Source organism: Agrobacterium tumefaciens (assembly GCF_009649785.1).
GTDB classification, from domain to species: Bacteria; Pseudomonadota; Alphaproteobacteria; order Rhizobiales; family Rhizobiaceae; genus Agrobacterium; species Agrobacterium tumefaciens.
Genome location: NZ_WJOK01000002.1, coordinates 377805 through 393293, shown reverse-complemented (window position 1 = coordinate 393293; position 15489 = coordinate 377805). Strand labels below are relative to the sequence as shown.

Below are 15489 nucleotides of genomic sequence, written 5' to 3'. Positions count from 1 at the left end.
TGGTTACCGTTTTTGCTAGGGGTCAGATAACTATAATTTTAAATTAAAAACTTACCAATTAAATATACGTCGCAGTAACCATAAGTATTTTCTAGTATTTCTTAGTGCTCAAATTAACAATTGGGCAATTCTTTGCTGCCAAATTCTCCCTACACACAGCGGGTTTGGTTTCCAAAGGCAAGTAATTCGGAACCGAGTGGCATGAAGCCGAAACGTTGTGACCGGTAATACAAAGTCCGGAATGTCCCCAACTCCAGTATCTCGTAAAAACAAGGGACAAAATATTATGGCAAGCATTCTCACCAACGCCTCCTCTATGGCTGCTCTCCAGACGCTGCGTTCGATCGGCAACAACATGGAGACCACGCAGGGTCGTATCTCGACCGGCCTGAAGGTAGGCTCCGCCTCCGACAACGCCGCTTACTGGTCCATCGCGACCACGATGCGTTCGGACGCTTCGGCGCTCTCCACCGTTTCTGACGCACTCGGCATCGGCGCAGCCAAGGTCGACACCGCGTACTCCGGCATGGAAGCGACGATCAAGGTCGTTCAGGAAATCAAGGACAAGCTGATCCTTGCCCAGGACCCGACTGCCGACAAGAAGAAGATCCAGAAGGAAATCGGCCAGCTCCAGAAGCAGCTGACGTCGATCGCCGACTCCGCGACCTTCAACGGTGAAAACTGGCTGAAGACGAAAGCATCCAACGACGGCGCAGCATTCGCTGCCGGTACTGACGATGCGGCTATTGCCAACCTGAAGAAGCAGGTTGTTGCTTCCTTCACCCGTGACTCCGCTGGCGCCGTTAAGGTTCAGCGCGTCGATCTGCAGCTCAGCGGCTCGAACGTTCTGTTCGATACCGGCGCTGTAACAGACGGCAAGGGTACGGGCATCCTCGACAAGGCAGCTGTCGCAGACGGCGTTAAGCAGTCGGTTTCGAACCTCGATATTTCCGACCTGAGCATCTACAAGGGCGCTGGTGCCACCATGCTCGGCACTGCCGCTGCAACGGACAACGACATCCTCGACAAGCTCATCACCCACGTTGACAAGCAGCTTGAAACCCTCAACAGCGCTGCTGCCGATCTGGGCGCGGTCTCCAACCGCATCTCGATGCAGGGTGACTTCGTTTCCAAGCTGACGGCAACGATGGAAAAGGGTATCGGCCGTCTGGTTGACGCCGACATGAACGAAGAGTCGACCCGCCTCAAGGCTCTGCAGACGCAGCAGCAGCTGGCAATCCAGGCTCTGTCGATCGCCAACAGCGACTCGCAGAACATCCTGTCGCTCTTCCGTTAATCGGACCGAAAATTACAAAAGTCGAGCCGCGCCCGAAAGGGCGCGGTTTTCCATTTGTGGAGTGCTCCGCAAACGGGAAGATTTCGTTTACCATCCTTGCTTTGAAAGCATTTACCACGATTTGAGCGAAGCGCCGGGAGCGCCCTGAAATTAGGGAATTGGAAAGCACCGGCTGTCAGATTTTGGGCATGGACAAGCGGATAGCCGCTGGCCTGAATGACACTACACGCAGGATCGCAAGCGGAGGCTGACCGTCTTGCAATTGCGTGATACAGGCAAACGTGACGGAGGCTGACCCAAGCGTATTGCCCTTTTACCAAAGCCGCATCCGGAAACGGGTGCGGCTTTATTATTTTTTAAACATTTCAGGCTACGCGCGCATGCGCGCGAAGATTGCATAATAAAATCTCAGCGTGTGCATTTTTTTGCGACCCTTAGCTCTTCATTAACCATATGGAGGTTAGCTAGAGCCATCGAAACGGCGAGCTAACCATTAAAAATCAGCAGGTTAGCAGGCATGATGCTGTGCGCTGTTCCCGGTGAGACCGGAATGTCCCTTCTTTAATCAGCCATTCAAGGGGCAAATTTACTATGACGAGCATTCTCACTAACGTAGCAGCTATGTCTGCACTCCAGACCCTGCGCTCCATCGGCCAGAACATGGAAACGACGCAGGACCGCGTGTCTTCCGGCCAGCGCGTCGGCGAAGCTTCCGATAACGCCGCTTACTGGTCGATCGCGACCACCATGCGTTCCGACAACGGCGCTCTTTCCGCTGTACAGGACGCCCTCGGCCTCGGTGCCGCCAAGGTTGATACCGCCTATTCGGGTATGGAATCGTCCATCGACGTCGTCAAGGAAATCAAGAACAAGCTGGTTGCCGCCCGCGAACCCGGTGTCGACAAGTCCAAGATCCAGGAAGAAATCACCCAGCTGCAGGATCAGCTGAAGTCGATCTCCAGCTCCTCGTCTTTCTCCGGTGAAAACTGGCTGCAGGCAACCGTCAGCAACGGTGCTGGCGAACTGAAAAACGTCACCAAGCAGATCGTTGGCTCCTTCATCCGCGACGCTGCCGGCAACGTGTCCGTAAAGACCGTCAACGTTGACCTGAGCCGCAACACGGTGCTTTTCGACACGTCTTCGGGCGCTGCAAAGGACAAGCAGGGCGTCCTCGACTCCTACGCCTATTTTTCTTCCACGGGCAGCTACAAGCTGTTCGAAATCACCAATGACTCGGACGGCGTAGGCGCCGCCCAGCCGGTGACCAAGGTTGCAGCAGCCAAGGTTTACACTGAAGCCCAACTGAAGGGTCTGAAGGAAGCAACTGCCGGCACCCCCGTCACCTTCACCACCGCTGCTGCAACGGGTATCGTCACGATCGCTAACGCCGATGCGACAGTCCCCGACGTCAACGGCACCTACTTCAATCTTGGCAACGACCAGTATGTGAAAATCAACACGACTGCGCCGACTTTGCCGGCAACCAAGACCAACATTGCCGTTGGCCTCGACGGCACCACCAAGATCTACCTGGAAGAAGGCGCAACCGCCCAGCTCGCAACGCAGCTCACCTACTCCCTGACGTCTCTGGACATCACCAAGGACCTGACCGGCACGTTCAAGAACAGCGACGGCTCGGCAGTCTCGGAAAACCAGTACCTCGACGCCATGGTTTCCTTCGTTGACAAGCAGCTCCAGAGCATGACGTCCGCCGCTGCCGACCTCGGCTCGGTCAAGATGCGCATCGAACTGCAGGAAAACTTCGTCAACAAGCTGACCGACTCGCTCGACAAGGGCATCGGCCGTCTCGTCGACGCTGAAATGAACGAAGAATCCACGAAGCTGAAGGCTCTTCAGACCCAGCAGCAGCTGGCTGTTCAGGCCCTGTCGATCGCCAACAACGACTCGCAGAGCATCCTGTCGCTCTTCCGTTAATCGGAAAAGACATCGCCAAAAAATCGAGCCGCATCCGAAAGGGTGCGGCTTTTTCCGTCATGGTTAAGAGAAATTATTATTTCCTAATTTTTATTAACAACAGTTTAGGCTTTGTTAACCATTCGGGCCCTAAAACCTAGCCATCGAAACGATTGGTTAACCAAGACGAAAAAGAGGTTAACAGGCATCAAGCCGCGCGATCGTTACCGGCGGCAATCCGGAATGTCCCTTTTCATTTAAGCCAATCAAGGGGCAAATAATTATGACCAGCATTTTGACGAACGTCGCGGCAATGGCCGCCCTTCAGACCCTCCGCGCAATCGGCAGCGACATGGAAGAAACGCAGTCGCGCGTCTCCTCCGGCCTGCGCGTCAAAACCGCGTCCGACAACGCCGCCTACTGGTCTATCGCGACCACCATGCGTTCGGATAACGGTGCTCTTTCCGCTGTTCAGGACGCCCTCGGCCTCGGCGCCGCAAAGGTCGATACAGCCTATTCCGCCATGGAAACCACTGTCGATGTCGTCAAGGAAATCAGCAAGAAGCTGGTTGCCGCCCGCGAGGCCGGCGTCGACAAGGCAAAGATTCAGGAAGAAATCCGTCAGCTCCAGGACCAGCTGAAAAGCATCGGCGAATCCGCCTCCTTCTCCGGCGAAAACTGGCTTAAGGGCAAGATCAGCGACGCATCCGGCAACCTCACCCCCATAACGAAGCAGATCGTCGGCTCCTTCATCCGTGACGGCGCGGGCAATGTTGCAGTCAAGACGATCAACGTTCAGGTCGACAACAAGACTGCCCTTTTCGATACCTCGACCGGTGCGGCGAAAAACGGTATCCTCGATAGCGCCGCCTATTATTCCGATACAGGCTCCCTGCGCAATTTCGAGATTACCACGACCACACCCGCAGGTGTTGCCACAAACACGCCCTCTACCGCAAAGGTGTTCACGCAATCCCAGCTTCTGGGTTTCCCCTCGGGGACGACGACCACAGTTTCTGCTCCAGACGCAGTAACCGGCCTCGTAACCGTTGCTGCGGCGACAACCGCACGAAACAACGGCACCTACTTCAAGATCGGCGAAAACGCAGCGGGTGAAGCCCTCTACGTAAAAGCCAACAATACCGCGCCGATGCCTGCAGGCACCACTGTAACGGCAATCGGAACCGGCGGTTCGTCCAATAACAATATTTACCTCGAAACCGCCGCCGCAGATTCCCAGATGGCACAGAAGCTCGGCTACTCGCTGATCGATCTCGACATCACCAAGGATCTCAGCGGTTTGCTGGACGCCAAGGGCCAGCCGTTGACGGACAATGACGGCCTCGACAACATGATCCAGTTCGTCAACACCAAGCTGGAATCGCTGATCAGCGCGAGCGCCGATCTCGGCTCCATCAAGATGCGCCTCGATCTTCAGGAAGATTTCGTCAACAAGCTCACAGACTCCATCGACAAGGGCGTCGGCCGCCTCGTCGACGCAGACATGAACGAAGAGTCCACCAAGCTGAAGGCTCTGCAGACACAGCAGCAGCTGGCAATCCAGTCGCTCTCCATCGCCAATACCAGCTCCGAGAATATCCTGTCGCTATTCCGCCAGTAAGCGGCGCCCGTTGGCTACGGGCGGTTTCGTCCCGCTCTGGCAGCAACAGAATATTCGGAAATGGAAACCGCGCTTCGCAAGAGGCGCGGTTTTCACATTTACCGAGACCAGTGCAGAATGCTGCGAAAAAGCAAGCCGACATCGTGGACAAGACCCACCGGCACGTTGCGTAAATTTCTGATTTTATTGGGGAAAATGGTGCTGCTAGAGAGATTTGAACTCTCGGCCTCTCCCTTACCAAGGGAGTGCTCTACCCCTGAGCTATAGCAGCATCCGGTGCCGAAGCGTTTGCTTCAGCATCAAGCGTGGCGGCCTATTGCCATAGGTTTTTGACGAGCGCAAGTCGCAAAACGATATTCTTCAACAAGCGGGGCAAAAAAGCGTTCCCCCTGTTGAAAAACGTATTTTTCGGATATTGCTGAATTTATGAACGAACATCATGACAAACAGGCAAAGGCGGCGGTTTCCGTGAACGCTTCAGAAGACCCCGTTGCCCTTGCGGCAAGCGGCAACGCGCAGGCAGGTCCCGGCGAGAAGGCGCGGCAACGCGAGGCGGAGCGCAAGGCGCGGGCAGCGAAGAAGCTGCGTGAAAACCTGCAGAAGCGCAAACAGCAGGTTCGCGCGCGCCGGGCCGGCGATGCGGATGAGACGATTGGCCTGCCTGCCGCAAAAACGGACGAATCATCCTCATAGAGAATTCACCAGCATCATTTGAAACGCCGCGGAAACTCGTCTAAGGACGCGCATTTCCGCAAGGCATGATTAAGAAAGGCGGGCACAGGCCCGTAGGGACGCATGGATCGCATCAGAATTACGGGTGGTAACAAGCTCAACGGCATCATTCCCATCTCCGGCGCGAAAAACGCCGCCTTGCCGTTGATGATCGCTTCGCTTCTGACCAGCGACACGCTAACGCTCGAAAACGTGCCGCATCTGGCGGACGTCGAGCAGCTCATCCGTATTCTCGGCAATCATGGCGTCGATATTTCGGTCAATGGTCGTCGCGAAAGCCAGGGCGAAGCCTATTCCCGCACGGTCCACTTCACCTGCCGCACCATTGTCGACACCACCGCACCTTACGAGCTGGTTTCCAAGATGCGCGCCAGCTTCTGGGTCATCGGCCCGCTTCTGGCCCGTGAAGGCCGTGCGCGCGTTTCACTGCCCGGCGGCTGTGCCATCGGCACACGTCCGGTGGACCTGTTCATCGAGGGCCTGCAGGCGCTTGGCGCAACGATGGAGATCGATGGCGGCTATATCAACGCCAGCGCTCCGAAGGGCGGCCTTATCGGCGCTGTTTATACCTTCCCGAAAGTCTCCGTCGGCGCGACGCATGTGATGCTGATGGCCGCGAGCCTTGCAAGAGGCACCACCGTCATTCACAACGCCGCCCGCGAACCGGAAGTCGTCGATCTAGCGCACTGCCTGATTGCGATGGGCGCGAAGATCGAAGGCGCTGGCACCTCCACCATCACCATCGAGGGCGTCACATCGCTTTCCGGCGCACGCCACCGGGTGCTGCCTGACCGTATCGAGACAGGCACCTATGCCATGGCCGTTGCCATGGCTGGCGGTGATGTGGTGCTGGAAGGCACGCGTGCATCGCTGCTCGACAATGCGCTGGACACGCTGCGGCTTGCCGGAGTGTCGATCAGCGACACGGAGACCGGTCTGCGCGTCGTGCGCAACGGCAACGGCATTCAGCCGGTCGATATCGTCACCGAACCCTTCCCCGGCTTCCCTACCGACCTTCAGGCGCAGTTCATGGCGCTGATGACCCGGTCGCAGGGTGTATCCCACATTACCGAAACCATCTTCGAAAACCGCTTCATGCATGTGCAGGAACTGGCCCGTCTCGGCGCGAAGATTTCGCTCTCCGGGCAGATGGCCCGTATCGAAGGCGTTACCCGCCTGAAGGGTGCGCCTGTCATGGCAACCGATCTGCGCGCCTCGGTGTCGTTGGTCATTGCGGGCCTGGTGGCGGAAGGCGAGACCATGGTTTCGCGCGTCTACCACCTCGATCGTGGTTTCGAACGGCTTGAAGAAAAGCTCACCCGCTGCGGTGCGCTGGTCGAACGCGTCAGCGATTGATCCTTTCATCGCCGCTCATTCGTTTTCTCCCCGTTGCAGAGCGGGCCGCGACTGCCTATTTCCTGTACAAGGAATAGACATTGCGGGCGCGGCCCCGCGGAAAAGGAAGAAAACGATGAGCGGCCTGAAATTGCTCGCGCTGGATACTGAAGATCTCTCCGTCATTTCGACGCACATGCAGGACAGCGTCTTCAAACTGAAGGACGTTGCATTCGAGGCAAAGCAGGGCCAATTTACACTTTCCGCCAATCGTTTCGTCTGGGAAAGCGCGAATAAGAAGAACCTGCCGCCGGAGCGATGCCGCAGCGTGGTTTTCCTGAAGCGGGTCTCCGCCGTCCGCTCGCACGGCATCAATCGCAATGATAAGGAACAGGTGCTTTCGCTCCTTGCAATCCGCTTCGTGCAGAACGGCGAAGGTCCTGATGGCGCCGTCGAACTGACGCTTTCGGGCGGCGGGGCTATCGCACTCGATGTCGAATGCATCGAGGCGCAGCTGACGGATGTGAGCGGCGCCTGGGAAACTGCCGCCAAACCGCATCATCCCGATAGCGAATAAGCTCTCCACGCCATTGCAACGGTTGCCTTTCGTCACTGTTTCGATTTATGCCACATACCAGAGCCGCATTTTTCTGCGGTGAGTTCGTGCACCTCGCGGGATCGCCGCGAGGAAAATGAGAGGGTAATGGCGTGGCAATCTGGCTGGAGCGGGCATCGGCTGATTTCGAACAGAAATTCGCTGCCTTCCTGACAACCAAGAGGGAAGTTTCGGAAGACGTCAACGCGACCGTTCGCGACATCATCGATGACGTCCGCAATCGCGGCGATGCGGCCCTGGCCCACTACTCCATTAAATTCGACGGGATCGATTTCTCGAAGGTCTCGATGCGGGTGACAGCGGAAGAGATCGATGCGGCCGTCGCAGCCGTTGACAGAAGTGTCATCGAAGCTCTCGAACTCGCAGCCCGGCGCATTGAAAAACACCATGCGCGGCAGATGCCGAAGGACGATATCTACGAAGACGAGATCGGTGTGGGCCTCGGTTCACGCTGGACGGCGATCGAAGCTGTCGGCCTTTATGTGCCCGGCGGCACCGCGAGCTATCCAAGTTCCGTCCTTATGAATGCCGTCCCGGCCAAGGTTGCCGGTGTAGAGCGTATCGTCATGGTCGTGCCGGCGAATGGCGGCGTGATAAACCCCGCCGTTCTTGCCGCCGCGCGCATCGCAGGTGTTGAGGAAATCTACCGCATTGGCGGCGCACAGGCCGTGGCTGCACTCGCCTACGGCACGGAAACAATCACGCCTGTCGCCAAGATTGTCGGCCCCGGCAATGCCTATGTGGCGGCCGCGAAACGGCATGTCTTCGGAACTGTCGGCATCGACATGATCGCCGGGCCTTCCGAAGTGCTTGTCATTGCCGACAAGGACAACGATCCGGACTGGCTGGCCGCCGATCTTCTGGCGCAGGCGGAGCATGACCGTGGCGCGCAGTCCATCCTCATCACCGACAATGCAGAACTCGGCAAGGCGGTGGAGGCGGCGGTGGAACGGCAGCTGAAACGGCTGTCGCGCGCCGAGACGGCAGCGGCGAGCTGGGCGGATTTCGGTGCGATCATTCTCGTCGAAAAGCTCACCGATGCCATTCCCTTGGCCAACCGCATTGCGGCCGAGCATCTGGAGCTTGCCGTTGACGATCCGGACGCGCTGATGGCGCATATCCGCAATGCCGGCGCGATCTTCGTCGGGCGCCATACGCCTGAGGTGATCGGCGATTATGTCGGCGGCTCCAACCACGTTCTGCCGACGGCGCGCTCAGCGCGCTTCTCTTCCGGCCTTTCAGTGCTGGATTTCGTCAAACGTACCTCGATCCTGCGTCTCGGGCCTGAGCAGCTGCGGCAGCTTGCGCCGGCGGCGATCACCCTTGCCCGTTCGGAGGGGCTGGACGCGCATGCGCGCTCCGTCTCCATTCGCCTCAACCCGGAAAGTTAAGAGATGGCTTCAGGCGATTTCCGGCTCTGCGATGTGGTTCTGGACGATAGCATCGGCCGGTCCACGCCGGACGTGGAGCATGAACGCGCCGTCGCCATTTTCGATCTGATAGAGGAAAACACGTTCGAACCATTCGGCCATGAGGGCGGCCCATACCGGCTGCACATATCGCTGGTCGATGCCAAGCTGGTTTTCTCGATCAAGACCGAAGACGAGAAGGACGTCTCGACCCATATCCTGTCGCTGACGCCGTTTCGCCGCATCATCAAGGATTATTTCCTGATCTGCGAAAGCTATTACGAGGCGATACGCTCCTCCACTCCAAGCCAGATCGAGGCGATCGACATGGGCAGGCGGGGCATTCACAATGACGGCTCGCAGACTTTGATGGACCGGCTTTCCGGCAAGATCAAAATCGATTTCGATACTGCGCGCCGTCTCTTCACCCTTGTCTGTGTGCTTTATTGGCGGGGTTAGAGATGAGAGATCCCGCCACGGCTCCAAATGGGGGACAGGCTCCCAAATCGGTCCTCTTCATGTGCGGTATGAACTCCATCCGTTCTCCCATGGCCGAGGTCATCGCCAAACGACTGGTGGCACCCGGCATCTACATCCAGTCGGCCGGCGTGCGGGCGGGCGAGCGTGACCCCTTTGTGGATGCGGTGCTGGAAGAACAGGGATTTTCGCTCGGCAAACACAAACCGCGCACATTGGACGAGATCGAGGATGATTTTTTCGATCTGATCATTACATTGACACCCGAAGCTCATCACGCAGCACTTGAACTGACACGCTCGAACTCACTCGACGTTGTCTATTGGCCAACCATGGACCCAACCGTCATCACCGGCACGCGGGACCAGATTCTCGATGCCTATCGCGAGGTGCGGGACCATCTTGCCAGGCTGATTGCCGAACGCCTGCCAGGTAGGCCGCAGCCGGCGGCGGATACGCTTTCAAAAGACTGAGGTTGAGTGTCCGTTTCGATCGGACCAGATACTTCAAACGCCGCACAGGACAGGCATTTATTCGATCCGCACCTCTCACCTGGCGAAAATCGGTTCCGATTTTCGCCGTGATGCTTTAGAGGTTCACAAATGTGCCGGGATTGTGTAGTTTCCGCGCAATTTTCCCGGACACGACAGGTCCGGCACTATCAACAGGAAGAAAACCCTTACATGACAAAAGAAGAAGTCCTCGAATTCCCGGGCATCGTAACCGAATTGCTGCCGAACGCAACATTCCGCGTGAAGCTTGAGAACGAACACGAAATCATCGCCCACACTGCCGGCCGCATGCGCAAGAACCGTATCCGTGTTCTGGCGGGCGACAAGGTGCTGGTCGAAATGACGCCTTACGACCTGAGCAAGGGCCGCATCACCTATCGCTTCAAGTAATCCGTTTTCGGCATTCGGAAGCCCGGGCAGCGCAATGACCAACTCAAAACAAAAGCTCGTTCTGGCATCCGGTTCGCCGCGGCGTCTGGAACTGTTGCATCAGATCGGCATCGAGCCGGCACGTCTGATGCCGATGGATATCGACGAAACGCCCGTAAAGCTTGAGCATCCGCGCACGCTGTGCCGTCGCCTGTCGCTACAGAAGGCCGAGGCTGCGCATGCGGCGCTGAAGAGCGAGCAGACGTGGAAAGACGCCTATGTTCTCGGCTCCGACACCGTGGTGGCCGTGGGTCGCCGCATTGTCGGCAAGGCGGAATATACCGAGGAGGCTTCCGCAGCGCTGCATCTTCTCTCGGGGCGCAGCCATTGGGTTTATACCGGCATCTGCCTTGTGACGCCCGGCGGCAAGATCCGTCAGAAGGTTGTGGAAACCAAGGTGCGTTTCAAACGCCTTACCACGCGCGAGATCGACGCCTATATCGCCTCCGGGCAATGGCGCGGCAAAGCCGGGGCCTATGGTATCCAGGGCATTGCCGGCTCATTCGTGCAGAAACTGACCGGCTCCTACACCAATGTCGTCGGCCTGCCGCTGTATGAGACCATGTCGCTTCTTTCCGGTGAAGGATTCGAGGTGACGTCGGGCTGGCTCGAAGGATAGACCATGACAAAATCATCTCCTGAAGGTTCGGGAAATGTCACGCCGCTTCGGAAAACGAAGCCATGTCCGGAGTGCGGGCGGCCCTCGACACGGGAAGACTATCCGTTCTGTTCGGATCGCTGCCGCTCGCTCGATCTCGCCCGCTGGCTGAACGGTTCCTACGCCATTCCTGTCGCCGACGACGAAAGCAGCGCGGACGAGCAGGACTCGTTCAAAAATTCCTCCGAATAACGTTGCGCCGCCGGAAAATCCGGCGGTGGAATACAGAATATTTTTAATGACCTTCAGCTCGCAGTACATTCACCGGGTTACCGACAGCCCGAAAGCCATATCAAAAACCGGTTGACGCCCCTCCCCCGGCAGCCATTAGGGTTCCCCGATGGACGCAAGCCTGCAAAAAAGAGTAAGGCCTGGCGCGCTGCTGTTTGCGGTGCTGGCAGTTTGTCTTGCCATATTGGCAACGGTGCTGCTTGCCAATGACAAGAAACATCTCAAAAGCCTGCTGAGCTATCTCAACCTTGCGCCTGCCACACGCTCCGCCGAGCAGCCAGCGCGGATGAAGCCCGTCAAGCGGCAAAAGGTTACCGCCCAAAAGCTCAATCTACCGCCGCATCTACTGAAATTCGAGCAAGGCGGCGACAGGGCATCCTTTGCCCGTGACTTCGTTCTGTCCGGCAAGGACCTCTGCGACCGCTTTACCGCGGCGGGCTTTTCCAACCCGCAAGGCTGGCACGCAAGCCCGGTGAAGATCCGCAATTTCGAATGCATGGCCGATCTTGTGGTCGGGGACACAGCGAACGCGTCGGAACGGGCATCGCTTTTTCTCGACATCAGAGGCGAGGCGTCCGACGAGGTTCGCTCTATCAGGATGAAAGTGGTTGCGCCGCAGACACCTGATGGTGCCGTTATTCTGACGAAGCTTGAGGACGCGTTGGCGATGATCATCGAGCAGACGCGCTGGGCCGACCTTGCCAGCATGCTTGAGCCGGCACGCAGGCTGCAACCCTATCAGGCAGAGCATTTCGGTATTTCGGTCTCCCTAAAGCCGGAGCCGTCTGCGCCACATCGGCTTAACCTGATTTTGCTGGCAACGGAACAATTGCCGGGACTGAAGCTCACGCGCAGCTATTTCGACAGCGAGAAATGGCTTCCCGCTGCCACTCTTTCGGATCGACCGGTCCTCTATTTTTCCGTCAGGTAGAACCGCATCCCGAAAACCAACGGCCGCTCAGCCTATCGCTGCCAGTTTATGCCGCCCAGGCAGAATCCTGTCGCTTCGCTGGGCTTGACGTTTAGCCTCCCACTGAAGGGCCGTGCGAACGATAGTTGTGAGATCATTGAAACGCGGCGACCATCCGAGTTCCGACTGGATGCGGCTCGAATCCGCAACCATCGCGGCAATGTCGCCGGCGCGGCGGGGACAATGGATAACCGGGAAATCGTTTCCAGATTCCCGCTGCACGGCGTGCAGCACGTCCAGTACCGAATAGCCGACGCCATAACCGCAATTGAGCGTTCGTGTGCCGCCACCAGCACGCAGATGCGCCATGGCGAGCATATGCGCGTCGATCAGATCGCTGACATGGATATAGTCGCGAACGCCGGTGCCGTCAGCGGTCGGATAATCGGTTCCGTAAACCTCCACCTTGTCGCGCCGGCCGGTTGCCGCTTCGCACGCTACCTTGATGAGGTTCGCCACACCCGTGGGGGACGGCCCGGCACGGCCCTTCGGGTCGGCGCCGGCAACATTGAAATAACGCAGCGCCACATAGTTGAAATCATGTGCCTGCACGACATCGCGCAACATGATTTCTGAGGCGAGTTTCGACAGGCCGTAGGGATTTTCCGGGCTGAGAACTGCCGTTTCCGGTACCGGGCCATCAAAGGGTTGGTTCCCATAGACCGCGGCAGTTGAAGAGAAGATGAAATTGCGGATACCATGACCGACTGCCGCCGCAACAAGGGCGCGGGTCGTGCCGGTATTGTTTTCGTAATATTCCAGCGGCTGGCTGATCGATTCAGGGACGCTGACGGAGCCAGCGAAGTGGAAAATGGTCTCGATCTGGTTGTGTTCGAAAATCTGGTCGAGCAAGTCGCGATCGGCGACGTCGCCGAGATAGAAACGCGCCGCTGGCGCGACCGCCCAACGTGATCCCGTCGAAAGACGGTCGACAACAACGACGTCTTCACCGGCGTCGAGCAAAGCCCACACCATGTGGCTTCCTATATAACCGGCCCCACCGGTGACCAGAACAGCCATGACATTACTTCCCTGTTTGCTTTTGTTGCGTCCATCAAAGCCAATAATTCTTCATCATTGATTACTTGCACAGCAAATACCCCACCTATCCCTCGCCCCTATGAAAAGGTGGCTTACGATTGGTTAGCGCAATGAAGTGTGTTTTATTTATTAGATGAAAATGTTCTCATAAATGGAACACAAGGCGCATAGCACAGAAAAGCCCGCACGTCGATTGGTACGCCGTGAGGTTGTAGTTTTAGCGGCTCGCCATGATTCTTTTGGTAGAAAATCTGCCTGCCGCGGCCAAATTCGGCGCGGCAGGGCGGGCTATCGCAGGATTGCGGTTATCTGCCGAGAATATAGGACGCAAGCCGATCGGCTGCGTCTTCGATCTGCTTTGGGTTGCGCAGGAAGCAGGCGCGGAGAAACAGCTCTCCGCCTTGGCCGAAGGCGGTGCCCGGCGCGAGGCCGACGCCGGTCTTGTCAACGATATCCAGAGCCGTGGCGCGGCTGTCGGTCACGCCGTCCACCTTGAGGAAGGCATAAAGAGCGCCATCCGGCTTCAATGTTTCCACGCGGTTCGTCGCGATCAGCGCATCGCAGAGAATGTCGCGGGATGTCAGAGCGCGTTCGTAGTTCTCGCGGACGAAACCGTCGCCATGGTCGAGAGCCGCGACTGCGCCGCGCTGCATGAACTGCGCCACGCCGGAGGTGGAATATTGAATAAGGTTCTCGATCACTTGGCCGATGACCGGCGGCGCCACAAGCCAGCCAACACGCCAGCCCGTCATGGACCAGTTCTTCGAAAAAGAATTGGCGAAGACGATTTTGTCATCCGGTTCCATCACGTCGAGGAACGACGGCGCACGGGTGCCAGTATAGTGATAAAGTGCGTAAATCTCATCCGCCACGATCCAGAGGTCATGTTTGCGGGCGAGTGCCAGAACATCGCGAAGATTGTCTCGCGTTGCGGTCCAGCCGGTCGGGTTGGACGGCGTGTTGATAAAGAGCGCCTTCGTCTTACCGGTGATCGCACTTTCCAGCTTGCCGATATCGAGATCCCAGCGACCATCGTGGAAATCGATGCCGGCTGCGACCGCCTTTGCGCCCGCCACGCCGATGGCGGCAACAATATTGGGCCAGGTGGGCGTGAGATAGATCATCTCGTCGCCCGGCGAGGTCAGCGCCTGCACCGCAAGCGCAATCGCCTGCATGCCGGAACCTGTTACGTAAAAATGATCTGCGGATAGAGAGGCTGAAAAGTGACGCTCGTAGTAGCTGCTGAGCGCCTGGCGCAATTCGGGAATGCCGCGTTGCCAGGTATAGAAGGTCTCGCCATTGTTGAGCCCGTCGATGGCCGCCCTGTTGATGAAATCCGGGCTTGGCAGATCGCCTTCGCCGACCCAAAGCGGCAGAAGATTGTCCCGTCCCCGGGCATAATTCACGACCTCGACAATGCCGCTCTCGGGAGCCGCCAGAGAGCGCGCACTCAGACTGTTCAAAATGGACATTAAAGACACTCCGTTTGGTGTCTTCTTATCGCATCGAACGGGCGATATGCATGATATTCCGTGCAACAGTCATGGATTTTCTTTATGGATGGATGCCCGGCGAGAGGGAGCTGACCCATGGTCAGCAATATCGCGCCGGGACAATCTAAGCTTCAACGCGTCTTCAGCAGATCGCGGATTTCGGTGAGAAGCTTGACGTCTTCCGGCGGCGGAGCCGGTTCCGACTTTTCCTCGATCTTTTTCCGGTCGACAGAAGCGCGAAGCTTGTTGACCCCTTTTACCATCAGGAAAATGATCCAGGCGAGAATGAGGAAGTTGATGAGGACCGTGAGAAAGTTACCATAAGCGAAGACAGCGCCCTGATCGCGCGCGGCGGCAAGCGAGCTGGCGGTGACGCTGGAACTGAGTGGCAGGAAGTAGTTCGAAAAATCGAACCCGCCGAAAATCGCACCGACGATCGGCATGATAAGGTCGTTGACGACGGAATCGACGATCTTGCTGAACGCCGCCCCGATAATAACACCCACGGCCAGATCCATGACATTGCCACGGGCAATGAAGGTTTTAAATTCGTTAAGCATCAGATGGTCCCTCTCCTGCTTCGCGAGCTGAAGCTATGTGACTGTCCCTACGGGTTCAACCATATAGATTCCCTGTCCCATTTGGAATTCGTCAAGATTGCATTTATTAGGCTTTTTGCACGGTAGTCTTGAACTTTATGATCAGACCGCGCTCATTCTCAACGGCCCGGAATTCGCCTATGCTCGTTTTCAGG

General features: G+C 57.4%; 16 protein-coding genes and 1 tRNA gene. 13 read left to right on the top strand and 4 right to left on the bottom strand.

Annotated elements, in window-relative coordinates:
* Positions 1 to 286 precede the first annotated feature (286 nt).
* From GH784_RS03830 to GH784_RS03820, 3 genes are all read left to right on the top strand, one after another.
* Complete coding sequence (locus GH784_RS03830) at positions 287 to 1297, top strand: flagellin N-terminal helical domain-containing protein (RefSeq protein WP_003515059.1); 1011 nt, start codon at positions 287 to 289, stop codon at positions 1295 to 1297.
* Between the two features lie 591 nt (positions 1298 to 1888).
* A complete protein-coding gene (locus GH784_RS03825) occupies positions 1889 to 3232 on the top strand; it encodes a flagellin N-terminal helical domain-containing protein (RefSeq protein ID WP_065703815.1) in 1344 nt (447 codons plus the stop codon).
* A 262-nt stretch (positions 3233 to 3494) separates the two neighbouring features.
* The gene (locus tag GH784_RS03820) at positions 3495 to 4832 is read left to right on the top strand and encodes a flagellin N-terminal helical domain-containing protein (RefSeq protein WP_065703813.1); all 1338 of its coding nucleotides are present in this window, start codon (positions 3495 to 3497) and stop codon (positions 4830 to 4832) included.
* A gap of 196 nt (positions 4833 to 5028) precedes the next feature.
* Here GH784_RS03820 and GH784_RS03815 read toward each other — a convergent pair.
* A tRNA-Thr gene (locus GH784_RS03815) sits at positions 5029 to 5103 on the bottom strand.
* 155 nt (positions 5104 to 5258) lie between these two features.
* On the opposite strand from GH784_RS03815, the gene GH784_RS03810 reads away from it, so the two are divergent.
* The 10 genes from GH784_RS03810 (at position 5259) to GH784_RS03765 (ending at position 12162) form a co-directional block, all read left to right on the top strand.
* The gene (locus GH784_RS03810; RefSeq protein ID WP_013635467.1) at positions 5259 to 5525 is read left to right on the top strand and encodes a hypothetical protein; all 267 of its coding nucleotides are present in this window, start codon (positions 5259 to 5261) and stop codon (positions 5523 to 5525) included.
* Between the two features lie 102 nt (positions 5526 to 5627).
* Entirely contained in the window at positions 5628 to 6920 is a 1293-nt protein-coding gene (gene murA, locus GH784_RS03805) for a UDP-N-acetylglucosamine 1-carboxyvinyltransferase (protein ID WP_013635466.1), read from the top strand.
* Between the two features lie 115 nt (positions 6921 to 7035).
* Entirely contained in the window at positions 7036 to 7476 is a 441-nt protein-coding gene (locus GH784_RS03800; protein ID WP_065703811.1) for a DUF2948 family protein, read from the top strand.
* 131 nt (positions 7477 to 7607) lie between these two features.
* Positions 7608 to 8906 (top strand): histidinol dehydrogenase, encoded by a 1299-nt coding sequence (hisD, locus tag GH784_RS03795; protein WP_003515053.1) that lies wholly within the window; start codon positions 7608 to 7610, stop codon positions 8904 to 8906.
* Between the two features lie 3 nt (positions 8907 to 8909).
* A complete protein-coding gene (locus GH784_RS03790) occupies positions 8910 to 9383 on the top strand; it encodes a UPF0262 family protein (protein WP_003515052.1) in 474 nt (157 codons plus the stop codon).
* Positions 9384 to 9385: 2 nt separating this feature from the next.
* Complete coding sequence (locus GH784_RS03785; protein ID WP_013635463.1) at positions 9386 to 9874, top strand: arsenate-mycothiol transferase ArsC; 489 nt, start codon at positions 9386 to 9388, stop codon at positions 9872 to 9874.
* A gap of 210 nt (positions 9875 to 10084) precedes the next feature.
* The gene (gene infA / locus GH784_RS03780) at positions 10085 to 10303 is read left to right on the top strand and encodes a translation initiation factor IF-1 (protein ID WP_003493814.1); all 219 of its coding nucleotides are present in this window, start codon (positions 10085 to 10087) and stop codon (positions 10301 to 10303) included.
* A 34-nt stretch (positions 10304 to 10337) separates the two neighbouring features.
* A complete protein-coding gene (locus GH784_RS03775; protein WP_003515050.1) occupies positions 10338 to 10961 on the top strand; it encodes a Maf-like protein in 624 nt (207 codons plus the stop codon).
* A 3-nt stretch (positions 10962 to 10964) separates the two neighbouring features.
* On the top strand, positions 10965 to 11192 hold the full coding sequence (gene yacG, locus GH784_RS03770; RefSeq protein ID WP_003515047.1) for a DNA gyrase inhibitor YacG: 228 nt from the start codon (positions 10965 to 10967) through the stop codon (positions 11190 to 11192).
* 148 nt (positions 11193 to 11340) lie between these two features.
* Positions 11341 to 12162 (top strand): DUF6030 family protein, encoded by an 822-nt coding sequence (locus GH784_RS03765; RefSeq protein WP_025592450.1) that lies wholly within the window; start codon positions 11341 to 11343, stop codon positions 12160 to 12162.
* A 27-nt stretch (positions 12163 to 12189) separates the two neighbouring features.
* On the opposite strand, the gene galE is transcribed toward GH784_RS03765, so the two are convergent.
* The 3 genes from galE to mscL all read right to left on the bottom strand — a co-directional run bounded on the left by galE (position 12190) and on the right by mscL (position 15295).
* A complete protein-coding gene (gene galE / locus GH784_RS03760) occupies positions 12190 to 13221 on the bottom strand; it encodes a UDP-glucose 4-epimerase GalE (protein WP_065703809.1) in 1032 nt (343 codons plus the stop codon).
* Positions 13222 to 13547: 326 nt separating this feature from the next.
* Entirely contained in the window at positions 13548 to 14714 is a 1167-nt protein-coding gene (locus GH784_RS03755) for a pyridoxal phosphate-dependent aminotransferase (RefSeq protein WP_065703807.1), read from the bottom strand.
* Between the two features lie 152 nt (positions 14715 to 14866).
* Positions 14867 to 15295 carry a large conductance mechanosensitive channel protein MscL gene (mscL, locus tag GH784_RS03750; RefSeq protein WP_003515034.1) on the bottom strand — a complete coding sequence of 143 codons (429 nt, stop codon included), beginning with the start codon at positions 15293 to 15295 and terminating at the stop codon, positions 14867 to 14869.
* Positions 15296 to 15489 lie beyond the last annotated feature (194 nt).